Genomic DNA, 25,890 nt, shown 5'->3' with positions numbered 1-25,890 from the left:
AAATCTCGCTCCTACACCACGCTACGGGACACAGCCGTCTCGCCATGGCGTGCGCGCAGGATCGTCCTCATCAGGACATGCCCGCCATCAGCACACACAGGGGCCAGAAGGAACGGATTTTCATTCTGCCGCTAGGGGATGGGGAACGGTTACGGGTACTGTCTGCCGCCCTGGCCAGACCACGGGGAATTCCCTGTCATGCTGCCTGGCGGGACGGGTGATGTCGGCTTTGAACCAGATGGCAGCATCCGACACGGCGACAATTTTCTCGTGCGCAGGCCATTCCGGGTCAGGCCCTGATTTTAGGGCGAAATCAACTACCCGAAAAAATGCGGGGCGTCATATGAAATCAGACGTAAAAAATGCATGACTGGATTTACCGACAAGCGCTGGTCTTTCCCTCCTTATATCCATATTTGCGCCTGAATAATTTTTTCGTGAGCAATGCGGATGAAGAATACCGGTCTTTCGGCGGGCATGATGCTGGCGTTCGCGGCATACGCTTCGTTTTCAATCAGTGACGCCTATTCCAAGTTGCTGGCCGACCAGATCGACCCGTTTGAGGTCGCGTTTTTCGGCGGTGTCTTTGGCCTGCTGCTCATCCCCGTCATCCGGGGGAAAAACGAGTCCTACCGCGACCTGTTCGTGGTGCGGAATCCCACGATGTGGGTGGTGCGGGCCTTCTCCACCTTTGCCGCTACGGCGGCGAGCGTCGAGGCCTTCATGCTCCTGCCCATGCCGGAGGCCTTCTCGCTCATTTTCCTCATGCCGCTTTTCGTGACCATCCTCTCGGTCGTGCTGCTGCGCGAGAAAGTGTCCACACTGGGGTGGCTGTCGGTCATCGTGGGCTTTATCGGCGTGCTGATCGTGCTGCGCCCCGGCCTGCGTGCGTTGCAGTTCGGGCATCTATGCGCCCTGATCGCGGCAGCCGCGAGCGCCCTGGGCGTCATTGCCTACCGCCTGTCGGGCCGCGACACGCCGCGCCTGTCCATGTTCAGTTCCAGCCTGTGCGGCCCCCTGCTGGGCAATGGTGCGCTGATGGTGGCCCATGCAAGCTGGCCGCAGGGCGGTACGGTATGGATGTTTCTGTTCGGCTACGGCTTCCTGGCCGCACTGGGGCAGTTGCTGATGATGATAGCCGCCACCCGCGCCACGGCCAGCGCGATTGCCCTGCCGCAATACAGCCAGATGCTGTGGGCCGTGGCCTTCAGTTTCTACGTCTTCCATGAGCCGCTTGATGGCTGGACCTTTGTAGGCATTGCGGTCATTACCGCGTCGGGTCTGTTCAAATGGGCCTATCCACGCCTGATCGGCAGAATGGTACCCCTGCGGCGCCAGGCGGCTGCACAACCTTTGTAAAAAACTGTTTGCAAACCACGCATTGATAAAAGTTTCCGAATGCCGCCTTTTGAGGAAAGGGCGGCATTTTCCATGATGACATGCCATGCACTCCATCGCCTGTAGCAAACAACGGCCATGTGGCTCCACACCTATGGGTTAGGCTACAGAGACGGCACGATGCACCCCGCATGCGGCACAGTAGCGCACGGCATGCAGGCTTCGGGCCGTCCCACCGGGCAAAATCGGCATATCCCCGTCTGACCGGGTCAACATACCCGATGTCTTCGCGCATTGGCAGTCCTGTCGGGATCTCACGCAGGAAGGCCCGGTTCCGTGCCATTGGCCGGATTACGCATATCATCGCAAGATTCAATAAGTGTGGGGGGCCGGTTGCGACTTCCCCCTCCTCACACCCGCCCTGTTCGGACGATCCGTCCCGCTGGCGTATGAATACGACCGAGCGCGTCATCGCCCCGTTCGATACCGCAGGTTCGATTTCCATGAACTGATGCCGGTACCGGGCGTAACCCTCTACCTTGCCACTGTGTCGCGCACGCTCAACGAACAGGTTGCATATCTGTTCGACCACGAATGGCAGATTGAACATAATCAGAAAGCCACGGGGCAATCGGCAGGGTCATGCGCGAGTAAATCCCTTCCTACCGGCGAAATATTTTACGAAGAACCGGAACAGGAGCGCCCCAAAAAAAACGCCGCCCTTGAAAGGCGGCATCCTAAAGCTTCTGTTATTTTCAGGTCATCTCTCAAATGCCATCCGGGATATGGCCAGCAGCCTGATCTGCCGGATGAACGCATCAGGCAGGAGCCATGAGACCCCTGCCCTGCTCCGTATTAAATGCTCGTTGTGTGCTGGCACGTTGCTCAGAAATCGAGCGACGTCTTGACGTAATACATGCCGCCATTGAACCCGTAGGGCGAGTAGGACGCATATTTCGTCAGTCCCTGCTGCGAATTGGCAATCGCACTGGGGACACGGGTCGGGTATTTGTTGCCCAGGTTGTTCGCACCTATGCCAATGGTCCAGCGTGGCACAGGCTTGTAGTCAACTTCCATGTTGGTAATGAAGCCGGGATTCTGCTCAAACGGCACGGAACCTGGGCCTGTCGGCGCTGCCATGTAGGTAATGGAGCCATAGCGCATTTCCTGCACGAAGACCGACCACTTCTTGTACTGCCAGTTCACGCTGATCTGCTCGCGGTTTTTCGGTGCGGCGTGCAGCACCATTTCCTTGGTAAATTCGTTGACCAGGTTACTCTTGCTCGAACGGATTTCATTATCCGAGAAGTTGATGCCCATGGCAAAGCGGAACTTGCCGTAATGACTGGTATGCAGGGTATAATCAGCGGTAAGGTCACCACCGAATGTCTGGGTATTATACAGGTTGGCATAGTAGCTGAGCGAAGTCACGTTGCCCAGACCGGAAATATTGCCCGAGTCGACGGCAAAACTCTTGGAGCTGCCCATCCGGTCATTAATGGCGATGTAGTACAGGTTGCCCGCAAGGTGGAAACCATCCACGGGGGTAGCATCAATACCAATAGTATAGCTGCGCGAATACTCACCTTTCAGGGGAGTTGCACCATAAGACTTGGCCAGGGCGCTGTTGGAGGGAATCTGATCTACAACATAACCGGGATAGGGTGCCGAATAGAAGTATGAAATCTCACCCAGCGTTGGCGGGCGGTAACCGGAATTGATGTTGGCGCGGATGGCCCAGTGCTTGTTGAAATTGTAGCGCGTGCCGACCGAACCTGTCTCGACGGTTGCCATGTTGCTATAGCTGGCAACGCGACCGCCCAGGGTCCACTCCCACTTCTTGGTGATATAGAAATCAAGGTTGGCAAAACCTTCATACACGTCACGGTTCGTGTTCGATACGGCCAGCGCCGGGTTGCCGGGGTGATCGGTTGCGCCCTGCCCACTCCACGAAGCGGTCTCACCTTCGGTCATCTGGAAGGTATCATGACGGTATTCCGCGCCAAACCGCAGGTTGATGTCCTTGGGCAGCAGACCGGTATGGAACGAACGTGATCCCCTCAACCCGGTTGTCAGCTCGGTCGAGATCGACTTGCCATCATAAAAGGATGTCTGGGTCGGGTCGAATGTATATGCGCCACCTGTCATCGAGGCGTTTTCGGAATCCTTGGTACCATAGGCCTGCTGGTCACGCCCGAATGTTACGTATGCATCCCAGGCAAAGCCCAGTTTGCGCGTACGGATGCCGTTATCGGTCTCGAAGTCGTACTGGTCCATGGTAATGTAGGGCTGGTTACCATTGGGGTAGAGCGACGGGTTGATCCAGATATCCGAGCTCGTATTGGGGCGGAAGGTTTCAGCCACGTTGGCGCGACGGTGCGAGAAGGTGGACGTGCTGTAAAAGTTGAGCCCATGCCCCATGGGCACGGACATGTTTTCGCTCAGTGTTTCAAGCGTGCTCTTGGGCAGGCCCAGACCGCGCTGCACATCGCGGTTTGCCGTATCGTTACGCGCGCCATCGAACAGGGTGCCATAGAAATCACCGCCGCGGGTGGTGGGCAGCTGGTGGGTCACCTGTGCCGCAAGGTCAAGGTAGCCGCCCTTGTTGCCCAGCGCCATGGCGTAGCTGGCCGAACCGTCAAACGCCTGGCCGTCGCCTGCATAATAGCCGCTGTTCTTGAAGTTGACCGTGCCGCCGCTCGTATCGCGCTTGAGCACGATATTGACCGCGCCCGCAATGGCGTCCTGGCCATACAGCGCGGATGCGCCTTCGGTCACGACCTCGATATGGTCAATCGCGGTGATGGGGATCAGCGAGATATCAGCAGGCTCACTGCCCCAGTTGGTGCCCGCGTTGGAGTTGAAGTTCGCGCCAATATGGCGGCGATGGCCGTTGACCAGAATCAGCGTGTCATCAGGCGACTGCCCCCGCAGCTGCATGGTCTGGACAAAGGAACTCGCGCCGCCACCGGGCAGGGCCGCGGTGGTAATGGCGGGATTGGCCTGCGCCAGGGCAGAAAGCACATTGGTCTGGCCGGTCTTGAGCAGCTCCGCGCCGGTTACGACCGTAACCTGTGTGGTGCTGTGTCGTGCCGTGCCGGGTGAAAAGACGGAATTGGTCTGATGGCCGCCGACATGGATCTCTTCGGGGTTGCTCGAGGCACGCAGGGCCGCGGGCATGGCCTGGCTGGGAACGGACGCCTTCTTGGTGGTGGTGACCCGATAATGTTTCTGCGCCGTCGAAACGGTAGCGGAGGCGGCTTCACTCACAGCCGGCACGAACGTGCCAAATGCCACTCCGGCCACCAGATATAACTTGCGCTTTGACAGGCCTGACATCCGCCTCTCCCCCCTGAAACTCGACCGAACGTTCCGTAATGAAATGTGCAGTCTTATGATGCGCGTTCGTTATGATTTGGCGTCATATGAATTATTGATATGTTAGGAATCCGGATTGGTTCTTAACTTGAACATGACAAATTATATAACTGAAAACGCTTTGATTTTTGTCGGTGTGTTGCTTTTTTGCATAATAATTGCAAGTATCAGGAAGGCCACCCGGGCAGGCCTGCATGAGCGCCCGCAGCAGCCGTGCCACGCTACCGGCCATATGCCCCGCATATGGCACAATAAGTTGACAGTTAAATAAAAATCCCTAATGTCAAGGTTATAAATCCATAACCTACAACATTTGTGGAGTTCCCGTTGGATATACGCCGACTACAGGCTTTTATTAAAATTATCGACCTTGGCAGCATTTCGCGTGCGGCTGACCTGCTCAATATTGCCCAGCCCGCGTTGAGCCAGCAACTGGCCACACTTGAGAATGCTTTCAAACAGAAGCTTGTCATCCGCAGCAAGAGCGGCGTAACCCCCACCACCGCCGGAGCAGAACTGTACCGGCACGCACAGACCCTGACCAAACAGTTCGACCGGGCCATGGTTGAAATCAGCCAGGGCGCAGGCCCGCTGGTGGGCAAGGTCTCGGTCGGGCTTTCTCCCTACAGCGCGGGGTCCACGCTTTCAGTCAAGCTGCTGCAGCTTGTGCGCGAGCGCCTGCCCAACATTACCCTGCACCTGACCGAAAGCTTTGATGACATATACAGCGAACTGATCATGACCGGCCGGCTGGACATGGCCGTGATCCATGGTGCAGGCCCCATCAAGGGCGTTATTTTCACGCCGCTTATGAAGGAAGAATTCTTCCTGCTCGCACCACATGACCTGGAATTCCCCCAGAATGAAAAAGGGGCCGTGCAACTCGCTGACATAGCCGACATTCCCCTGCTGCTGCCGCCCAAGCATAACTTTGTCCGCAAGAGCGTGGACATGGCTTTCATACGCAAGCAGCTTGAACCCCGCATCGTGGCCGAAATCGAGGCGCTGATTACCCTGCAGGGCGCCATAGAACAGGGCATTGGCAGCACCATCCTGCCCTGGTCGGTTGCCAGCCGCATTGTCGTGCCGGGCAAGTCGCGCATCTTTCCGCTGCACAACCCTGTCATTCAGGAAGACGTTTCACTCTGCATCCCCGAGATCATTCCCGAGACCGAGGCCTCGGTAGCCGTGCGTGAACTGCTTATCGACCTCGCCAAGACCATGGCCGCCTCGCATAACTGGCCGGGTGCCCAACCTTTCGGCTAAGCGCTCAGAGCGGAGTACGTCCGATATTGGGGCGGGTCAGCGCGTCAGGCTGCAACAGGGCCGCAAGCTGTTCGGGAGAAAGCAGCCTGTCCTCCACGATCAGATCCGTCACCTTACGGTCTTCAGCCAGCGCGCGCCTGGCGATGGCTGAACAGATATCGTAGCCCAGCACCGGCACCAGCGCGGTGATGATGCCGATATTAAGGTCAGACAGATACTGGCACCGCGCCCGATCAGCGGAAATGCCGCTGATGCAGCGCGTAGTCAGGGTTTCAATGGCGGCGCGTAATGTCTTGATCGATGTAAACAGGCAATAGCCAATCATCGGTTCAAACGGATTAAGCTGCAACTGCCCGCCATCGGCGCACATGGTAATGGTCAGGTCGTGGCCCGCAACCAGATAAGCCACCTGGTTAACCGCCTCGGGTATGACGGGATTGACCTTGCCCGGCATGATGGAAGACCCGGCCTGCACCGCCGGCAGCACGATTTCACCTATCCCCGTGCGCGGCCCGCTGGACAGCAGGCGCAGGTCGCTGGACATTTTCGACAGTTTGAGCGCCAAACGCTTGAGCGCGCCCGAAAACAGCACGAAAGCCCCCACATCCGATGTCGCCTCGATCAGATCGGGCGAACGGCTCATGGGCCGTCCGGTCAGGCCGCGCAGTTCCTCCATGACAGTGGAGGCATAACGCGGGTCGGTATTCAGCCCCGTGCCAATGGCGGTGCCCCCAAGGTTGACCTGCTCAAAAGCCGCCACATGAGCCTTTATGCTCCTGATTTCTCCCGCCACAGAAGTACGGAACGCCCCGAATTCCTGCCCCAGCGTCATGGGCACGGCATCACGCAACTGCGTGCGGCCAACCTTCAGGATCGTATCAAACGCCTCTGCCTTTTCATCCAGCGCCGCGTGCAGCCCTTCAAGGGCCGCCACCAGCGGGTCGACCGCCAGCAGCAGGCCCAGACGGAGTGCTGTGGGGTAAACATCATTGGTGGACTGCGCCATGTTGACATGGTCATTGGGATGCAGAACGCCGTAGGTGCCCGGTTTTTCGCCCAGCAGCCCCAGGGCGACATTGGCAATGACCTCATTGGCATTCATGTTCGTGGACGTGCCCGCCCCGCCCTGCATGGCATCCACCACAAACTGCGCGCGATAGGCAGGGTTCCGCAATATCCGCTCGCAGGCGGCATCAATGGCATTGGCGCGCGTAGGGTCGAGGTAGCCCAACGCCAGATTGGCCCGCGCCGCAGCCTGTTTGACGACAACCAGCCCCTGCACCAGTTCAGAAAAACTGCCGATTGTGGTGCCGCTTATGGGAAAGTTATCCAGCGCGCGCCTGGTGTGCACGCCCCACAGCACGCCGGGGGGCAGCGTAACCTCTCCCAACAGGTCGCGCTCGACGCGGGGGCCGAACTGCCCGCTCTCCGCTGCCACAGGGCTGGCCTCACCCGTCAGGGTGCAGGTCGCGCTATCTCGCGCCGGAGAGGGCATATTAATCATTTCGGTCTATCCACGTTAGGAAGAATGCTACGGTGCGTGTGGAACAGGACCCGCACAACACCTGTATTTGCATGTAATGACACGATGACAGGCCGGGAAAACGTGATGGATACAGCCTGGCGCACCACCATAATACCCGGCCTGAGCATATCAGTCAGGCTGGATCTGCATAATCACGGCGCCATATCCGACCAGCGCGCCAGCCTCGCCCGTTACCTTGGCGACCGTGCCCGCAACCGGTGCGGAAACAGGCACCTGAAGGCTGTCGAGTGTCACGAGTGCTACCATATCGCCCTGCGCCACCTTCGCCCCTAGCGGAGCAAAAGCGGTGTCGCGCTGCGGATGGGTCAGGCACAGATGACCGAAATACGGTGTTTTCACGGCCACCACTCCGCCCCCGGCATCAGGCTGCGCTGCTACAGGGGCATGGGGGGAGGCCGCAGCAGACGTAGCCTGCCCCACGCGGATCCGCAGCTTCAGCCCCGCTGCCTCGTTACACAGTTCCAGGCTTTCCAGCCCGGCCTGCGCCAGCCATGTCGCCATCTGGCCAATCTGTTCGGGCTCTGGCAGCCGATCAAAATGGGGCACCAGCTGTTCGGACCGGTTGTTCATGAGGCTGTCCTTTGTGCAAGCCAGCGTTCCAGGTAGTGAATATCCACCCCACCACGCGCAAATGCGGGGTCAGCCAGAAGGTCCTGATGCAGGGCGATGTTGGTTGATACCCCTTCCACCTTCATTTCCGCCAGCGCCACGCGCATGCGCGCAATCGCCTGCTCACGGGTCGCACCGTAACTGATGATCTTGCCGATCAGCGAATCATAATAGGGCTGTACCGTATAGCCCGCCACGACATGCGTATCGACGCGGATGCCCGGACCACCGGGCAGATCCCAGCGCGTGATGATGCCGGGCGAGGGCATGAAGGTGAACGGGTCCTCGGCATTGAGGCGGCATTCAATGGCATGCCCGCGCAGCGGAATATCCGCCTGTGTGATGCCAAGCCGTTCGCCCTGGGCAATGCTCAGCTGCCCGGCCACAATGTCGATGCCCGTTGTCTCTTCCGTAATCGGGTGCTCGACCTGCACACGGGTGTTCATCTCGATAAAGGCGAATACGCCGTCTTCATACAGGAACTCGAACGTGCCCGCGCCACGGTAGCCGATACGCCTGCATGCCTCGGCGCAGCGTTCGCCAATTTCGGCAATGGTTTCGGGCGCTATGCCGGGGGCGGATGCTTCCTCCAGCACTTTCTGGTGGCGGCGCTGCAACGAGCAGTCGCGTGCGCCGAGCCACAGCGCGGTGCCGTGCGTGTCGCACAGAACCTGAATTTCGATATGACGCGGCTTCTGCATGAAGCGTTCAAGATACAGCGTCGGGTTGCCAAAGGCCTGTTCGGCTTCCTTGGCGGTCAGCGTTACGGCCTGCGCCAGATCCGCCACACGCTCGACCACGCGCATCCCGCGGCCGCCGCCACCGCCTGATGCCTTGACGATAACCGGAAAGCCTACGTCCAGCGCAATGGCTTTCACCGCGTCCATTTCAGCGGGCAATGGCCCGTCCGAGCCGGGCACGCAGGGCACGCCCGCCTCGCGCATGGCGCGCTTGGCGGTAATCTTGTCGCCCATCATGCGGATGGACGCGCCGGTCGGACCGATGAAGGTCAGGCCCGCTTCTTCCACCGCATCGGCAAAATCAGCATTTTCAGACAGGAAGCCGTAGCCGGGATGAATGGCCTGCGCTCCGGTCAGCCGGGCCGCGAGCAGCAGCCCGTCGGGATCGAGATAGCTGCGCGCCGCCGCTGCGGGGCCAATGCACAGGGCGACATCGGCCTCGTGCACATGGCGGCTGTCGGCATCGGCTTCGGAATACACGGCCACCGTCTCCAGCCCGAGCTGGCGGCAGGCGCGCTGGATGCGAAGTGCGATTTCGCCGCGATTGGCGATCAGCACCCGGTTGAAACGTGGGGTCTCACTCATGCCAGCCGGAACAGGGGGGTGCCTGCCTCCACTTCGGTGCCGTCTTCCACCAGCACGGCGGCGATCTTGCCAGCCTGCCCGGCACGGACGGCGTTGAACACCTTCATCGCCTCGACCAGGCCCACTTCCTGCCCTGCCTGCACCTCCTGCCCCACCGTTACGAACGGCGGCGCGCCCGGCGCGGGCGAGAGATGGAACACGCCATAGGACGGGGCGGTAACGACCGCCGCCTCCGCCACGGGCGGAGCGGCCTGCGGCGTGGCCGCCACGGGCGTGTGAGCCACGACTGCGGGCGGGACGGACGGCGCAACCTCAGGTTGCGCGCCGCCACCACGGGTGATGCGGATACGGCAGCCGCTTTCCTCGACCTCCAGCTCCGTGACCGGAGCCGTGGCCAGCAGGTCGATCAGCTGCCTGACATGCGTGAGATCCACCGTCCTTACGCCGCGCCGGATGTCTTCTTGGCGAAGTTCAGCCCACCCACGACCTGCATGGTCGGCAGCACTTCCATGAAGCTGACATTCATGCGCTGCGGCGACATGACGGCGAAGGCGACGGAGTTGGCGATATCCTCGGGCAGCAGCGACTCATATTCATCAAAGAAGCGCTTTTTCGCCTCTTCCATGTTGCCGATCAGGCGACCGAACACTTCGGTTTCGCAACGCGCGGGCGAGACTTCGGTCACGCGGATACGGTGGCCGAACAGGTCGCAGCGCAGCTGCTGCGAGAGCGAATGCACGCCTGCCTTGGTCGCATGATAGACCGTGTTGCCGCCAGCAAAGGCATAATGACCTGCAATGGAGGTAATGTTGACGATATGCCCGCGATCACGCTCGATCATGCCCGCCACCACGAGACGGGTCAGTTGCAGCACGGCGCGCAGGTTCACGTCCACCAGCGCATCGATATCCTCGGGCGTGGTGTTGGTGATGTTGCCCGTGCGCGACTGCCCGGCATTGTTGACCAGAATGTCGATCTCGAGCGTCTTGACCAGCGCCTCGATCCCCGCCTGATCGGACACGCTGACGGCATGCACGATGCAGCCGGTTTCCTTCGACAGCTCCTCCAGCCGGGCCGCATCACGCGCCAGGGCATGAACCTCGATGCCTTCCTGCGCAAGGCGGCGCACGATCTGCGCGCCAATGCCAGAAGAAGCGCCAGTGACGAGGGCGGTACGATACGGCTGGTTGCTCATGGTAAGAAAACCCGATCCTGAACAGAGAAACTAACACCACCCGGCCCCACAGCGGATACCGGATGCTCAGCTATTGATTGCATGCTAACGACCATGGACAACATGCGCCAAGAGCACTTCGTTCTCACGCCATAACATAATATGATGGCCCGCCTATCATGCTGAGCCATAAGATTATTCAATAGCCTCACAACCAGAATTGCACTGGCCATCATTACGTAAACGGTCATATTCTTGCAGTCGGCACATCATGCCGCGAAACCTATATTGTTACGGTTCAGGCTCAATGACCGGATCCCGCCTTTTTCTCCGGTCAATAACCAGCGCCGTTCCAGGGACTGTGTATTTTGAACACGGATATAAAGAACAATGTGGCGCGCGATACGGCTGCGGCGCCTGCCATAAGCATGATCGGTACGCGCGCCATGCTGTTCGAGGCGCCGGGTGATTTCACCATGGCCCACCAGCGCCGGGTCTGGGCGCTGATGGATGCCGCCGGGGCGCGGCCCGACGTGCAGGAACTCATTCCCGGCGTGACCAACCTCATGCTGATCTTCTCCGCACCACCCGACAGCCCGCAGGCGGTGGCGGACTGGCTGTGCCATGCCTGGAACACCCTGCCCGAGCGGCATATCGAAGGGCGCCTGTTCGAAATCGGCGTGCGCTACGGCGGTGCGCTGGGGGAGGACCTGGCCGCGGTGTGCGCCCATTCAGGCCTGTCGGCTCGGGAAGTCATTTTCATCCATCATGGTAGTGAATACACGGTCTGCGCCATTGGCAGCGCGCCGGGCTTTGGCTACCTGCATGGCCTTGACCCGCGCATTGCAACGCCGCGCAAGACCGTGCCCTCGCTGAACATGCAGGCGGGGACCGTCATCATCGGCGGCATGCAGGCCGGCATTTCCGCACTGACAGGGCCAAACGGATGGAATTCCATCGGGTTTACCGACCTGCGCGTGTTCGACCCCCATAAACAGCCCCCTGCCCTGTTTGCCGTAGGCGACCGCATCCGCTTTTACCCCGAAAGCATCGAGCTGTGATTACGATCCTTGAAACATCCGCCCTGAACACGGTGCAGGATCTCGGCCGCCCCGGCTACCGTAATCTGGGCGTGGGCACGTCGGGCGCCATGGATGCACTTGCCCTGCAGGTCGGCAATATCCTGCTGGGCAACCAGATCAATGATGCCTGCATCGAACTGCAGACCTATCCCTTCGTGCTGCGCTTTGACGCACCCGCCACCTTTGCCGTAACGGGCATTGACGCCGCGATCGAACTCGATGGCCGCACGGTCCTGCCGTGGATGGTCGAGACGGCGGCGCCCGGGCAGGTCCTGCGTGTCGGACCGCCAAAAAGCGGCGCGCGCGGCTATATCTGCCTTGCGGGCGGCATTGAGGTACCGGTGGTGCTGGGCTCGCGCAGCACGCAGTTACGTGGCAGCTTTGGCGGCCTCGACGGCCGCCCGCTGGAGGCGGGCGATACGCTCAAAACCACGGGCGCTGCGCTGGATGTGGCAGGCTACGGCGCCCTGCCCCCCGCTGCGGCGCTCGATGCCGTGGTTGCCGCAGAGGACAGCAAAATCATTCACCTGCGTGCGATGCCCGCAACCGATTACGCCCTGTTCACGCCCGAATCCCAGCAGCGGCTGTGGGATACCGCATGGCGCATTACGCCGCAGAGCAACCGCGTAGGCTACCGCCTGTCGGGCGCACCGCTTGAACTGCGCCACCGGGTTGAACTGCGCTCTTATGGCGTGATTGCCGGTATCGTGCAGGTGCCGCCCGCAGGCGAGCCGATCGTGCAGCTGGCTGATGCCAATACCGTGGGCGGCTACCCGCGCATCGCCACCGTTATCGAAGCCGATCTGTGGCGGCTGGCGCAGGCGCGCATCGGCATGCGCATCCGCCTGCATGAATGCAGCTTTACCGAAGGTGTCGCCGCCATGCAGCCGATCAATACCTATCTTGATGACCTGCGCATGATGGTTGCCCGTTACCGCTCATCCGCCCGCTGCCGCGCTGGCATGAAATCTGGAGCCAAGGCATGAAGATCGACCTCAATTCCGATATGGGCGAAGGTTTTGGCCGCTGGCGCATCGCTGATGATGACGGGCTGATGGACACCGTCTCGTCGGCCAATATCGCCTGTGGCTTCCATGCCGGTGATTACGCCATCATGGACCGCACCGTGCAGCTGGCGAAGGAAAAGGGCGTGGGCATTGGCGCCCACCCCGGCCTGCCCGACCTGATGGGCTTTGGCCGCCGCAACATGGCCGTGTCCGATGCGGATATGGAATCCATGATGTGCTACCAGATCGGCGCGCTGCAGGGCATTGCCGCCCGCCACGGCCATCGGGTGACCCATGTCAGCTACCATGCAGCGTTCGGTAACATGGCCAATGCGGATGAGGCCCTTGCCCTGCGCCTGACCCGCGCCATCGCCACCCTTGACCGGAACCTGAGCGTGTTCTGCATGCCCGGCCAGGCGACCGAGCGCGCCGCCGAGAAGGCCGGCCTGCGGGCACAGACCCTGTTCCTGGCCGATCGCGCCTATACCACCGCAGGCACGCTGGTGCCGCGTGGGCAGCCGGGCGCGGTCATTCATGATCTGGCGGGCGTGCGGGCGCGCGTGAAGCAGTTCCTGCAAGATGGATCGGTCACGACCATTGACGGCGCGCGCCTGCCGGTCCGGGCACAGTCCATTCTGGTGCACAGCGACACGCCCGGATCACTGGAACTCGCCCGTGCCATCCGCGCGGAAATCGAGGCCAGTGGCGGCATGCTGACCCCTGCCTGCCAGCTTTAAGGGCCGGGGCCGCCGCTACCCATAAGAATTTTCTATTGCACCGCAACGAACGCCTATGACCCGGAATCCGCCCCCTGCGTTACGTTGCCGTAACATGAAGCGCGTGGGGGCACGCCAGCAGCATTGATTGATGAAGCGCGCCGCTGTCCATGTCGTGCATTGAGGTACGGATAAAATGAAGCATGACCTGAAACGTGGCGCCCTCCTTCTGGCATCGGCAACGTTTTTTACCGCAGCCCTCAATGCCCTGCAGAAACTGACCGGCTCCACGCTTCCAGCGCTCGAGATCATTTTCTTCCGGAACCTGTTTTCGCTGCCCTTCGTGCTGCTGATTGCATCACGCACAGGCATTGTTCTGAAAACACAGCATTTTGGCGGCCATGTCCTGCGCTCGGTCGTGGGCCTGATCAGCATGATCATGGTCGTGATAACCGTGACCCGCCTGCCGCTGGCCGAACAGCAGGTCCTGTCCTACACGCAGCCACTGTTCCTGGTCCTGCTCTCGATACCGCTGCTGCATGAACGGCCCTCGCTCCAGCGCTGGGTTGCGGTCTCGATCGGGTTTTCGGGCGTGATCGTGGTGGCCCTTGGCAAGGGGCTGCTGCATGGCCATGGCGCAACAGGCCCTGCCGTGCCCAGCTGGGCCTATTTCGTCGCCCTGGCGCAGGGGGCCGTCGGCGCACTGACCACCATGCAGATCCGCCAGCTTTCCGCTACGGAATCCAGCACCACCATCGCCCTGTGGCAGGCCATTCTCATGACGTTCATGACCGCGCTGCCGCTGCCCTTCATCTGGACCACACCCGGCCTGACCGAAGCAGGCTGCCTCGTCGCCGTGGGCGCCTTTGCCGGTATCGCGCAGGTGCTCCAGACCGAGGCCTTCGCCTCGGCGCAGGTATCCGCCATTGGCCCGTTTGCCTATTCCGGGCTGCTCTGGGCCGCGCTGATCGGGTGGTTCGGGTTTGGCGAAATGCCCGGCATCGCCATGGGCATTGGCGGGCTGCTGATTATTGGCTCGGGCGTGTGGATGCTGCGCCACGACCGCCCGGCCAGGCGGAAAGTGGTGGCGGAAGGCACGATGGATGCGGCCACCGGCACCCCGCCCTGATCGCCGCACTCTGGGCCTCGCACGCCCTTCCCTCTTGTAATTCATGGCACACCAGGAGTCCTACAGCGTGACAACAGGTGAAATGACCACCGACGCACGAAGCAGGCGCGCAATTCCTGCCCGCTACGTGTTCTTCTTTCTTGTCTTCCTGATGTACGCCATTAGCTATGGCGACCGCGCGGCCCTCTCCATCGCCCTGCCTACGATGGGCAAGGAGTTTTCGCTGACACCGGTGCAGATGGGCTGGGTCTCGTCGAGTTTCCTGTGGTCGTATTTCCTGCTCAACCTGCCCTCGACCATCGTGCTCGACTTGGTTGGCGCGCGCGCCATCGGCAGTCTTGCGGTAGGCGTCTGGTCATTTGCCATGCTGCTTGGCGGCATGGCGCAGAACATTACCCAGTTCCTGCTGACCCGCGTGCTGCTTGGCGTTGGTGAAGCGCCGACCTTTGGCGTCGGGGCCACGGTAGTGCGCAACTGGGCGCAGCCACGCGAGCGCGGCTCGGTCATGACCATGCTGCTGACAGGCATGCAGCTCGGGCTGGCAGGCGGCACGATTGCGGGGGCTTACCTGATCACGTTCTTCGGGTGGCGGTGCGAATTCATGGCGCTGGGCGGCATCGGCATCGGCTGGGCGCTGGTATGGTGGCTGGTGTACCGTAACCCGAAGGCAAAACCCGATGCCGCCCCGCGCAAGCCCATTTCGGCCCGCGAGATCCGGAACCTGTTCCGCTCATCCTCCTTCCTGGGGATACTGGCCGTGCAGTGCACCCAGAACTACCTGAACTTTCTGGTCATGTCATGGATGCCGCTGTACCTGATCCATGAGCTGCACATCGACACCACCGGCACGGGCAACAGCACGGCCCTGTGTTATCTGGTCGCGGCCATTGGCGCGGTCGTGATCGGGCGCATTCTGGAGCATCTGGTCTTTCGCAGGGGCATTCATCCGCCCAACCGGCGTTTTGTTGTCGCAACCTGCCTGCTGGGGGCTGCCACGATCGGGCTGCTGCCGCATTTTCATACCATGATGCCCATCCTGCTCGTGCTGTCTGGCGCGCTGGCGTGCCTGATGGCGGCCAATGGCGCCAATACCGCGCTGCTGACCGATATGGTGGAAGACGGCGGCAAGATGGGTGCTGTGACAGGGGTTACCCTGACATGCAGCAATTCGCTGGGACTGCTCTCGCCGATCCTGACCGGGTATATCGTGTCATGGACCGGCAGTTTTGACATGGCATGGTATATATGCGCCGCTGCCCTGCTCATTGCGGGCGGGCTGTCACTTGCCATGGTGCGCAACCCGATCCGGATGGACGGGTAAGGAAAACACTCTGGCCTTCATAGGATAGTTGTATGGGGCCAGACGATTTTCACCGGTATCTAACCTGTAGCGAAACGATCTACGATCGCTATGAACATCTAATATGCTGTTGCATTGAGTGAAATTGGAGAACATGTCTGATGCCCGGGTTTGCTGATCGACTGAATGGAATTGGGATTTCGGCTTCGGCCGCGATGACCGACAAGGCATCGGCACTGAAGGCTGAAGGGATGAAGATCATCAGCCTGTCATCGGGCGAGCCGGACTTTCCCACGCCCGGGCATGTGGTGGATGCTGCGATTGCCGCAGCCCGCGCGGGTGATACCAAATACCCGCCGCAGGATGGCAAGCCCGCGCTGAAAAAAGCGGTCCAGGCCAAGTTCCAGCGCGAAAACCACCTTGACTACGCCCTGAACGAGATCCTGGTGGCCAACGGTGCCAAGCAGATCATCTATGATGCCATGATGGCGACGATCAACCCCGGTGACGAGGTAGTTCTGCCTACCCCGAGCTGGATCAGCTATGCCGATATCGCCCGCCTTGCCGGGGCGAGCATCGTTTCCGTGCCCTGCCCTGCCGAAGGCGGCTTCCGCCTCTCGGCCGCGGCACTCGAGGCTGCCATTACGCCCAGAACCAAGTGGCTGGTTCTCAACTTTCCCGGCAACCCCACCGGCGCCTGCTGCCCGCGGGCGGATATGGAAGCCATCGCCGCCGTCCTGCTGAAGCATCCGCAGGTCTGGATCATGACCGATGATATCTACGAACACCTGATCTATGACGGCTTCACCTTCTGCACGATCGCCGAGGTCGAGCCGCGACTGAAGGAGCGGGTGCTGACCGTCAATGGCGTGTCCAAGGCCTATGCCATGACGGGCTGGCGCGTTGGCTATTGCGGTGGCCCGCGCGCACTGATCGCCGCCATGAACAACATGCAGGGCCAGTCAACAAGCGGCATCAACACGCTGGCGCAGGCGGCGGCGGTTGCAGCCCTCAACGGGCCGCAGGACTTCCTCAAGGACCGCGCGACTGAATACCAGGCCCGGCGCGACCTGGTGGTTTCCCTGCTCAACGCCATTCCCGGCGTGCAGTGCCATACGCCGCAGGGCGCGTTCTATGTCTATCCCGACATCAGTGGCTGCATGGGCAAGACTTCGGCAGGTGGCCGCCTGATCGCAACCGATGCCGATTTCGTCATGGCCCTGCTCGAGGAGCAGCAGGTTGCCTCCGTGCAGGGTGCTGCCTATGGCATGAGCCCGTTCTTCCGCATTTCCTATGCCACCGACACGGACACCCTGCGTGAAGGTTGCCGCCGGATCGCGGCCTTTGTGGACGGACTAAAGTAAGTCCGGCCAGAAACAGACTAAAACCGCATGGGGCATGTGAACGTGTAAGGTTTTCGTATCGGCCAACTTAAGTAATCAGAAGGCCGATACGATGCTCCATGCCATTAAAGACCTTCAACACCATTCTGCCCGGCCTGCCTTGAGCCATGAAGCGTGCAGGCGCATCTCCGTATCCGGTCTGTCGGGAATATCTGTTGTCGGGACGCCATATCTGACGGGCCGGACTGATGCCCCCATCTTAAAACACACCGCGCGGTCTATGAGGGCAGGTCAGTCATTACACTGGGGCGGCTGCTTTTCTGGATGATAATCCCGTGCCAGAGCGCTTGAATATGACAGGCGCCACAAGTGGGGCGCGTGCATGCCTGCAATCAGATTGCCCGCTCATAAAACTGAAAAAGGCATGATTATACTTTCGTTATAACCATGCTCTTTTCATATATAATTTATAAATATACTACAGGTATTACCCTGATGTGGTTCAATGAACCGAAGCATCAGGGTAACAGATCCGTTCAGTAATGGATGACAGAGCGGATGGACTTGCCATCATGCATCAGGCGAAACGCCTCATTGATATCTTCAAGCGGCATGGTGTGTGTCACGAAAGGCTCAAGCTGGATATCGCCCCGCATTGCGTCTTCCACCATGCCCGGCAACTGGCTGCGCCCTTTTACGCCACCAAATGCGGACCCTTTCCAGGAGCGCCCCGTAACAAGCTGGAACGGACGGGTGGAAATCTCCTGCCCGGCGCCTGCCACACCGATGACAATGGACTGCCCCCAACCACGATGCGCGCATTCAAGCGCTGCCCGCATGACATTGACGTTGCCAATACATTCAAAGGTATGGTCCACGCCCCAGTCTGTCATTTCCACGATAACCTGCTGGATCGGCTTGCTATAATCCTTCGGATTAAGGAAATCCGTCGCACCAAAGGCTTTTGCCAGCTCAAACTTGTCCGGATTTGTGTCGATGGCAAAGATCCGTCCGGCCCTAGCCTGCCGCGCGCCCTGAATAACAGCAAGGCCGATACCGCCCAGACCAAATACGGCAACCGAATCCCCGGGCTGTACTTTGGCTGTATTATGCACGGCGCCAATCCCGGTCGTCACGCCACATCCCATAAGGCACACATGGCCGGGGTTGGCCTGCGGGTTGATCTTGGCCACGGATACTTCGGCCACAACCGTATATTCACTGAATGTAGAACAGCCCATGTAATGATATAGCGGCTTGCCCTTATAGGAAAAGCGCGTCGTGCCATCAGGCATAAGCCCCTTGCCCTGCGTTGCCCGGACCGACACGCACAGATTTGTCTTGCCGGATTTACAGAACAGGCACGTTCCACATTCCGCAGTATAAAGCGGAATGACATGATCTCCCGGCTGTACACTGGTTACACCCTCGCCCACTTCCATGACAATGCCGGCACCCTCATGCCCGAGCACTGCGGGGAAAAGCCCCTCCGGGTCATCACCGGACAGGGTAAAGGCATCGGTATGGCATACACCCGTATGGGTGATTTTGATCAGCACTTCGCCCGCACGCGGCGGCTCGACGTCGATCTCGACAATTTCAAGGGGTTTCCTGGCTTCAAACGCAACAGCGGCACGCGATTTCACGCATTTTCTCCTTATTGAATCCGGTCATCCTGCCATAAAAACGGTCAGGAAACAGTAAACCGGGAAATATCGGGGCCAATATGGATGATGATCGGCCAATCCTGTTTCCGGTCATCTTTTCCCGCCACCAATATTTCCCATACAGTGTCACTTCTGGCGATAACCCATCCTACACGAGTACGGCCCCGAGCGCATCAGGCAGGACCGCATTGTGTTGAAAGTATAAAGTCATTCCATTCATATGGAAAAACTAGATAACCAGGTTACGCAGAAAATTCTCACAATCAGCCAGTTGCTGCAACGACACAAATTCGTCTGCCTTATGCGCCTGCATGATCGAACCGGGACCGCACACCACGGCGTCAATACCAACCTGCTGGAACAGCCCCGCCTCCGTTCCGTATGATACGCAGCTACACTGCCAGTTTCCCAGCTTGTCCTTTATATCGTCAATCGCCTCGCATTTGAGTCCGGCCAGGGCAGGCACGTTGGCGCGCCGGAACAGGGTCACGCCTGCATCAGGATCATCACGTCGCATCGCGGGTATGATGTCATGATCGATATAATGCCGGATCGCCTGTTCTATGGCCTCCCCATCTTCCTGTGGCAGGGCGCGGAACTGGAAGCTGAAATCACAAAGATCCGGCACCGTATTGGTGGACAGGCCGCCTTCAATCGTGCCGACCGAGAATGTGGTGTATGGCGGATCGAAATCCGGGTCCTGCATTTTTTCATAACGGAAGGTTGTCGCCATACCCTCAAGAAAGTTGATGATCCTGGCGGCATAATTAATGGCGTTCACCCCATCGGCCGGAGCTGAGGAATGACACGCACGGCCATGCACGCGACATTCATACACCCGTGATGCCTTGTGCGCGGTAACCGGGGTCATGTCCGTGGGCTCCCCCACAAGGCAGACACGCGGATGGTAGCCACGCGCCACGATATCACGGATCATGAGTGGCGCGCCGATGCAGCCAAGTTCCTCATCAAACGACAGGGCATAATGCAGCGGGTATTGCAGGCGTTTTTGTGCAAACTCCGCAGCCAGCGCAATGGCAATGCCCAGAAAGCCCTTCATGTCGCATGCACCACGACCGTACAGCCTGTCATCACGGATGGTTGCCACGAACGGGTCCGATGTCCAGTCCTGTCCCGCCACGGGCACGACATCCGTATGGCCTGACAGCACAAGTCCGTTATGCAGGCTGCCCTCACTCCCCGGCAGGGTTGCAAACAGGTTGGCCTTTGTCCCCTCCTCGTTGCGTGTCAGTACAACGTCCATGCCCAGTTCACGAAAATGGGTGGCTACTTCCGTAACAAGCGCCATGTTGGACCGGGAGGAAATACTCTCATGCGCAATCAGGCGCGTAATCCAGTCAAGTGACTGCTGGCTTGGCAGGGCGGTCATGAAAAGGCACGGGCTCCTGAGACAATAAAAAAGCCGGTATATGCCACGCGGGCATATACCGACTGCTGTTACCGATCTGGCGCGATATCAGAAGCTCGCGCTGAGTGAACCGAAGAACATCCGCGGCGCACCCACCAGGAAGGACTGGTAAGCATCCGCCCCCTGGGAAAGGCTCATCGGGTTGCCGTTTTCACCCATGGTGGAAATATAGTGGGAGTTCGACAGGTTGGTTACGCTGAAGGAAAGGATAAGATCCTTGGCCGGGGCGAGCTTGCGATGCACCGAACCAATCTTGCTGAGGTTGTACTGCACGCCCAGGTTGGCCAGCCAGTAGGACGGAACCTTTACATCCCCCGTATAGCTGTAGTTGCGGTGGCTGGTGAAGGTCGCATCAACATAGGCTGTCAGGCCCTTGTAGTCATAGGACAGGCGGGTCTTGTACATGAAGCGCGGGTAGTTGATGACCTGCACGCCCTTGGTGTGATAGTTGACGCCGCCATCCACAAGGTTGCTGTCATAGGTCGCATGGTTGTAGCTGAAGCTGTTGGTGAACGCCAGGCCGTGGACCGGCATGAGGGTAAGGGCCGCATCCACACCATCCATGGTCACCCCGCCGACGTTTGCTACGGTAGACAACGGATTGACTGCTGATCCCGACGTGATCTGCTGCAGGCGGTTGTTGAAGTTCGTGCGGTAACCATACAGCGACAGCCCGGCATACTGGCTGGAATAGCGATAACCCAGCGCATAGGTCCAGTCCGTTTCAGGGCGGATGGTATTCCGCTCGGCATTGAACGCGGCCTGCGTTACGGCAAACGGCGAGGCGCAGAGGTTGTAGCCGCACTGTGCGTAGGTATGCACGTTTTCCGAAATGTCGAAATACAGTTCATGATGTTTCAGGAAATGCCAGTCCGCGCTGATATGCGGCAGGAAAGGCTTGGCAGTGGTCAGGCCAACGCCGCTGGCAAGCTGTGTGCCCGCACCGTAATAATCCTGGTTGGCATAACCATTGCCAACACGCGTGGTGCTGAGAACGGACTTGAAGCCGAAATGCAGGGCAAGGTGCCGGATCGGGCGATAGGTATCCTGCACGAAGGCCGTAAAGGTGTTGGTGTTGTAATCCTGGTTATAGATCTCGGCGAACGGGTTCTTCCAGTAATTCAGCGGGTTGGGCAGTGCCTGCGTCAGCTGGCCGTTGACGATGTTGGGCATCTGGAAGTCATACTCGGGCGACTGGTAGCTGTTGTTTTCATACCATACGCCACCGGCCAGCTGGTTCTTGGATGTATCGTAATGCACCTGTGAAATAACGCCGAAACGACGGATGCCCGGCGCCTTGCGCAGTTCGGACAGCGGCGAACCGTTGGGCGAGGGATAATAGGGCGTGGTCCAGGTGGACTGGGTCGTCTCGCCATGGCCATAGGCCGTGGTGTCCCACGTCACGTCACGCGAAAGCTTGATATGCGCCTTCACGCCACCAAAATAGTCCTCGCTGTTGAGAACCGCATCGTAATAGGCGGAATCCTCCGGGTCGGCCAGGCCGGAGAATGATGACGGGAAAATGCCATTGGCCGCATTGATCGCAGCCTGCAGGCCGCTCTGCTTGCCGTTATAATAGTTGGTTACGTTATAACCGGCCTTGCGGATCACTTCAGGCGAAGCATCGGGCGTGGAGAACTGGTGCATGTCGGCCCAGTCGAAATAGGCGGACAGGGAGCTTTCCTCACCCAGAGGCTGCACCAGCTTTGCGTTAACCTGCTGGACGAACTGCTCGCCCGTTCCCTTCCAGATCTGCCCATCCTGGCGGCTGTAGGATGTATAGAAACGCGTGCCGGTGCGGTTCAGGTCACCACTCTCGAAACGCACGAACGTGTGATAATTGGCAAAGCTGCCAAAGCCCTGGCTGATCATGCCGCCCATCTTGTGCGACGGATCACGCGAGACATAGGCCATCGACCCACCAAGGTTGTTGGTGGCGGCAATATCTTCCGCGCCCGCAGACTGGGACACGTCGATACGCCCGACATTTTCAGACGAGATGGCAAGCAGAGCGTTGAAGCCGTTATAGTTTCGCAGCGACTGTTCACCTAGCGGCATGCCATCGAGCGTAAAGCCGATCTCCTGCTGCTGGAAGCCGTGCATGAAGATCTGTTCGGACCAGATATCCACGCCCTGCGCATCGGCGGACTGGAACATGACGCCGGGCAACTGCCCGAGGGTCTTGAGCGGGTTGGTACCCGCTGGCGCCTGTGACAGCAGCTTCTGGCCGACAGTGACCAGCGCGCCGTGCGAGACATGCTTGGACTTGACGTTAAATGTTTCCGAAGTGGAGCTGACATAGACAGCTTCCTTACTGGCGGCAGGCGCTGTCGCGTGCGCGGCGGTGCGGCCGGTGGCATGGTGCGCACGGTCGCCTTCCTTTTCGGTCGCCTGCGGTACCACCTGCGCCGAAGCCACGCCGGTTCCGATCGTGAAGAGCGTGGTGGAAAAGAGACATAATTTTGATAACGAAATGTTCCGCATCATTATTGACCCCTACTTACGACGCTTAACCGCAGGCAGTCACCGCGCCCCGTCAGCATGAAATGTTGAAAGATGTTCAGCCCGGAGGCCATTGTCTGTCCTGAAAACAGGCTAAGTTGTCTATACGAGTACAGTCAATAAGATTCGTATCGAAAATGTAATCACTCCGTCGTTTTCTCCTTCCCTGTGTTCCGCATGGCCACGGCATATACGAGGCCTGTCAGCGCAAGCCCGAATACCCATGACAGGTCCGCCCCCCCGAATGCGTGGGCAAATGGTCCCATATACAGTTCGTTAGCCAGAAACGGCACCTGTATGACCAGCCCGAAAAGATATGACAGCATAGCCCGAAGGTTAAAACGGCCATACACGCCCCCATCTGCAGCAAAGAAAGATGGCAGGTCATAGTTGCCATGGCGCAACAGGTAATAGTCGACCAGATTGATGGCCGACCATGGCACCATGATCGCCATGAGCAGCTCGAGGAAGCCTGCGTAGGCCTTGTCGAACTGATCGGACATGACCACCGCCAGCACGGTCGCCACCAGCAGCAGCGTGATCGAGATCGCCACACGCCAGCCGCGCCCGAAATGCCGGTGCGGGGCCAGGGTCTGGAACACGGTAATGGAGGAAAGCGCCCCGCAGTAAAGGTTCATGGCATTGGCGATGATGATGCCCAGTGACAGCACGCCCAGAATCGGCGCGGCCAGCCAGCCGAGCTCGCGCCCCAGCACGGCGGCAACATTGGCGCCCGTTACAACGCCGATCAGCATGGCGACGAACGACCCCAGCACGCAGCCCCAGTAAGTGGCATGGAAAGCCTGCCGCTCCCCCGCCCGGCTGCTGGGCAGGTAGCGTGAATAGTCCGAAACATAGGGCGCGTAGGCAATCTGCCACAGGGCCGCAAGCGACATGGCACCAAGAAAACCCGGCACCGTGTCATGCCCGTCACTGACCCACCACGCGCTGGTGCGCGGTATGTGATACAACGCCACCACAAGGCAGGTCAGCACGGCCGCACCGCACAGCACCGAGGCGATCCGGGTGGCGCCATGGATGGCCCTGTACCCCAGCACCGCCGGCACCAGCGAGAGGAACGCCACGATCAGCATGCCCGGCGTGCCGCCCATATGCCCATTCATCGTGGCCAGCCCCTGCGCCCCCAGCACAAGGTTGGAGGCGGAGAACCCCAGGAACATGATGACGATCAGGGCAGTCATGGGGGCTGCGCCGATCATGCCGAACTGCGCGCGCGACTGCACCATCTGCGGTATGCCGAGATGCGGCCCCTGCGCCGCATGCAGGGCCATGAACAGCCCCCCTATCAGGTTGCCCATGATAGCCGCGATAATGGCAGTCAGCGGGGTGAGGTGAAATGTCCCGCGCATGACGCCGCCCGTCGTTACGGTCAGCATGGTCATGTTGGCGCCAAACCACAGGGCCAGCAGGTCGCGGGCGCGACCGTGCCGCTCCGATGCGGCAACCGGGTAGATCGTCTGGAATTCGACGGTTTTCTCGGGCAGGAAATCTTCGGGCAGCTCGGTATGCTGTTCGGTCTTTGTGCCTTGCGAGGTCATCATGAATCGGCCCTGTAGGAAAAACGGTTCTGGTCAGCCATGGGCGACCTCCATGAAGGTCTGGATACGCGGCGGTGCATTGGGGCCGAATATGTCGGCAGCCGACCCGCTTTCCGCTATACGGCCGCCTTCACAGAAGTGGACCGTATGGGCGATTGAACGCACGAAACGCATTTCATGGGTCACGATCAGCATGGTCATCCCCTCCGCCGACAGGTCGCGAATCACGCCCTGCACCTCCTGCACGAGTTGCGGATCGAGTGCGCTGGTCGGCTCATCAAAAAGAATCAGCGCGGGCGACATGGCCAGCGCACGCGCAATGGCGACGCGCTGCTTCTGCCCGCCTGAAAGCTGGTCAGGGTAGAAATCCGCACGCTCCAGCATGCCCACGCGCGCCAGGCAGTCGCGGGCCCTGTCGCGGGCCTCGGCCCGGCCACGACGCAGCACGACCACCTGCCCTTCCACCACGTTTTCCATGACCGTGCGGTGCGAAAACAGGTTGAAGTGCTGGAACACCATGGGCATGCGCGCCCGCGCCGCCTGCAATATGCGCGGCGGGGCGATGCGGAAGATGTTGCTGTTGCCACCTTCCGCGCACAGGGTCTGCCCGAAGAAGGTGATTTCCCCCCCCTCGGGCTGCTCCAGAAAATTGAGGCAGCGCAGGATGGTGGACTTGCCCGTGCCGCTCGGGCCGATCAGGCAGGCGATCTCGCCTTCATGCAGGGACAGGTCCACTCCCTTGAGAACGGCATTGCCCTGAAAGGTCTTGCGCAACTGGCGCACCATCAGGACGGGAGGCCTTGGCTCGGTCATCGCGCGCCCTCCTTGTCCATGGTCAATGGCACGCTGATGGTGGCACGACGGTTTGAGGGGGTAAGCCACAGTTCGATGTAACGGATGATCCGGGCGCTGACAAAGCTCATCATGAAATAGATGATCGCCACCATGATATATGTATCCATGCTGTCAAACGTGTCGGAAATGACAATCGTGGCATGGCGGAGCAGTTCATTGACCGAGATGAACGAAACCAGCGAACAATCCTTGAGCAGCGCGATGAAATACCCCCCCAGCGTTGGCAGGGAGGCCAGCGCCGCCTGCGGAATGATCACCCGGCAATAAACGGCCACGGGCGACATGCCAAGCGAGATGGCGGCCTCGCGCTGACCTTTATCAACCGCCACGATCGCCGCGCGGAACACCTCGGACAGGTAGGCCGCCAGGTTGAGCGTAAGCCCTGCAATGCCCGCCCAGAACGCACTCAGCACGATCCCGGCTTCGGGCAGGGAAAAGTAGATCAGCAGCAACTGCACGATCAGCGGCGTATCGCGCACGACCTCGACAAACGCATCAAGCGGCCAGCGCAGCGTGCGCCGGGCCGACAGCCGGCCCACCGCAAGAAAAAAACCCAGCAGCGTGCCCAGCAGCATCGAGATGAGCGAGAGTTCGACCGTAACGAGCGCGCCCTGAAGCAGGAAGGGAAAATGCTCCGGCACCGCGTAAAAGAAGAAATTGTACAT

21 protein-coding genes are annotated in these 25,890 nt (G+C 59.8%); 9 read left to right on the top strand and 12 right to left on the bottom strand.

The features are described from left to right. Positions 1-450 precede the first annotated feature (450 nt). Together CDI09_RS03455 and CDI09_RS03450 are read left to right on the top strand one after the other, a co-directional pair. Positions 451-1,359 (top strand): DMT family transporter, encoded by a 909-nt coding sequence (locus tag CDI09_RS03455; RefSeq protein WP_078527462.1) that lies wholly within the window; start codon positions 451-453, stop codon positions 1,357-1,359. A 490-nt stretch (positions 1,360-1,849) separates the two neighbouring features. Beyond that, the gene (locus CDI09_RS03450) at positions 1,850-2,173 is read left to right on the top strand and encodes a hypothetical protein (RefSeq protein WP_078527460.1); all 324 of its coding nucleotides are present in this window, start codon (positions 1,850-1,852) and stop codon (positions 2,171-2,173) included. 50 nt (positions 2,174-2,223) lie between these two features. Here the strand turns inward: CDI09_RS03450 and CDI09_RS03445 are convergent, their stop codons facing one another. Next, a complete protein-coding gene (locus tag CDI09_RS03445; protein ID WP_205836631.1) occupies positions 2,224-4,677 on the bottom strand; it encodes a TonB-dependent receptor plug domain-containing protein in 2,454 nt (817 codons plus the stop codon). 366 nt (positions 4,678-5,043) lie between these two features. Between CDI09_RS03445 and CDI09_RS03440 the strand changes: the two genes are divergently transcribed. Next, complete coding sequence (locus tag CDI09_RS03440; protein ID WP_078528227.1) at positions 5,044-5,982, top strand: LysR substrate-binding domain-containing protein; 939 nt, start codon at positions 5,044-5,046, stop codon at positions 5,980-5,982. Between the two features lie 4 nt (positions 5,983-5,986). Here CDI09_RS03440 and CDI09_RS03435 read toward each other — a convergent pair whose 3' ends face one another. From CDI09_RS03435 to CDI09_RS03415, 5 genes are all read right to left on the bottom strand, one after another. After that, positions 5,987-7,486: an aspartate ammonia-lyase gene (locus tag CDI09_RS03435; RefSeq protein WP_110571182.1), complete on the bottom strand. Its 1,500-nt coding sequence runs from the start codon at positions 7,484-7,486 to the stop codon at positions 5,987-5,989. A gap of 150 nt (positions 7,487-7,636) precedes the next feature. Beyond that, positions 7,637-8,098, bottom strand: a complete 462-nt coding sequence (locus CDI09_RS03430) for an acetyl-CoA carboxylase biotin carboxyl carrier protein (RefSeq protein WP_078527456.1) — start codon at positions 8,096-8,098, stop codon at positions 7,637-7,639. Next, positions 8,095-9,462, bottom strand: coding sequence for an acetyl-CoA carboxylase biotin carboxylase subunit (gene accC, locus CDI09_RS03425; protein ID WP_078527454.1), 1,368 nt, complete (start codon positions 9,460-9,462; stop codon positions 8,095-8,097). The genes CDI09_RS03430 and accC overlap by 4 nt, the downstream gene beginning before the upstream one ends. Further along, positions 9,459-9,896 (bottom strand): acetyl-CoA carboxylase biotin carboxyl carrier protein, encoded by a 438-nt coding sequence (locus CDI09_RS03420; RefSeq protein ID WP_078527452.1) that lies wholly within the window; start codon positions 9,894-9,896, stop codon positions 9,459-9,461. Before CDI09_RS03420 ends, accC begins: the two co-directional genes overlap by 4 nt. Positions 9,897-9,901: 5 nt before the next feature. Continuing rightward, positions 9,902-10,657, bottom strand: coding sequence for an SDR family oxidoreductase (locus CDI09_RS03415; protein ID WP_078527450.1), 756 nt, complete (start codon positions 10,655-10,657; stop codon positions 9,902-9,904). A 407-nt stretch (positions 10,658-11,064) separates the two neighbouring features. On the opposite strand from CDI09_RS03415, the gene pxpB reads away from it, so the two are divergent. The 6 genes from pxpB to CDI09_RS03385 all read left to right on the top strand — a co-directional run bounded on the left by pxpB (position 11,065) and on the right by CDI09_RS03385 (position 17,234). After that, positions 11,065-11,697 carry a 5-oxoprolinase subunit PxpB gene (pxpB, locus tag CDI09_RS03410; protein WP_205836729.1) on the top strand — a complete coding sequence of 211 codons (633 nt, stop codon included), beginning with the start codon at positions 11,065-11,067 and terminating at the stop codon, positions 11,695-11,697. Further along, on the top strand, positions 11,694-12,704 hold the full coding sequence (locus CDI09_RS03405) for a 5-oxoprolinase subunit C family protein (protein ID WP_078527448.1): 1,011 nt from the start codon (positions 11,694-11,696) through the stop codon (positions 12,702-12,704). Before pxpB ends, CDI09_RS03405 begins: the two co-directional genes overlap by 4 nt. Continuing rightward, positions 12,701-13,462, top strand: coding sequence for a LamB/YcsF family protein (locus CDI09_RS03400; protein WP_078527446.1), 762 nt, complete (start codon positions 12,701-12,703; stop codon positions 13,460-13,462). Before CDI09_RS03405 ends, CDI09_RS03400 begins: the two co-directional genes overlap by 4 nt. A 175-nt stretch (positions 13,463-13,637) precedes the next feature. Then, positions 13,638-14,570 carry a DMT family transporter gene (locus CDI09_RS03395; RefSeq protein ID WP_078527444.1) on the top strand — a complete coding sequence of 311 codons (933 nt, stop codon included), beginning with the start codon at positions 13,638-13,640 and terminating at the stop codon, positions 14,568-14,570. A gap of 82 nt (positions 14,571-14,652) precedes the next feature. Continuing rightward, positions 14,653-15,891, top strand: coding sequence for an MFS transporter (locus tag CDI09_RS03390; protein WP_078527442.1), 1,239 nt, complete (start codon positions 14,653-14,655; stop codon positions 15,889-15,891). Between the two features lie 140 nt (positions 15,892-16,031). Then, entirely contained in the window at positions 16,032-17,234 is a 1,203-nt protein-coding gene (locus CDI09_RS03385) for a pyridoxal phosphate-dependent aminotransferase (RefSeq protein ID WP_078527440.1), read from the top strand. 515 nt (positions 17,235-17,749) lie between these two features. Here CDI09_RS03385 and CDI09_RS03380 read toward each other — a convergent pair. The 6 genes from CDI09_RS03380 to CDI09_RS03355 form a co-directional block, all read right to left on the bottom strand. Then, positions 17,750-18,859: an S-(hydroxymethyl)glutathione dehydrogenase/class III alcohol dehydrogenase gene (locus CDI09_RS03380; protein ID WP_078527438.1), complete on the bottom strand. Its 1,110-nt coding sequence runs from the start codon at positions 18,857-18,859 to the stop codon at positions 17,750-17,752. Positions 18,860-19,109: 250 nt separating this feature from the next. Next, positions 19,110-20,270 (bottom strand): acetylornithine deacetylase, encoded by a 1,161-nt coding sequence (argE, locus tag CDI09_RS03375; RefSeq protein ID WP_078527436.1) that lies wholly within the window; start codon positions 20,268-20,270, stop codon positions 19,110-19,112. Between the two features lie 87 nt (positions 20,271-20,357). Further along, entirely contained in the window at positions 20,358-22,727 is a 2,370-nt protein-coding gene (locus CDI09_RS03370; protein WP_249033990.1) for a TonB-dependent receptor, read from the bottom strand. Positions 22,728-22,954: 227 nt separating this feature from the next. Beyond that, on the bottom strand, positions 22,955-24,373 hold the full coding sequence (locus CDI09_RS03365; RefSeq protein WP_236944531.1) for a purine-cytosine permease family protein: 1,419 nt from the start codon (positions 24,371-24,373) through the stop codon (positions 22,955-22,957). Positions 24,374-24,403: 30 nt separating this feature from the next. Further along, a complete protein-coding gene (locus CDI09_RS03360) occupies positions 24,404-25,183 on the bottom strand; it encodes an amino acid ABC transporter ATP-binding protein (RefSeq protein WP_078527432.1) in 780 nt (259 codons plus the stop codon). After that, positions 25,180-25,890: an amino acid ABC transporter permease gene (locus CDI09_RS03355; protein ID WP_078527430.1), complete on the bottom strand. Its 711-nt coding sequence runs from the start codon at positions 25,888-25,890 to the stop codon at positions 25,180-25,182. Before CDI09_RS03355 ends, CDI09_RS03360 begins: the two co-directional genes overlap by 4 nt.

The sequence above is a fragment of the Komagataeibacter nataicola genome, assembly GCF_003207795.1.
In the GTDB taxonomy this organism is placed as follows: domain Bacteria; phylum Pseudomonadota; class Alphaproteobacteria; order Acetobacterales; family Acetobacteraceae; genus Komagataeibacter; species Komagataeibacter nataicola.
The sequence above is the reverse complement of the archived record's forward strand: the minus strand, read 5'-3'. Positions and strand labels throughout refer to the sequence as shown.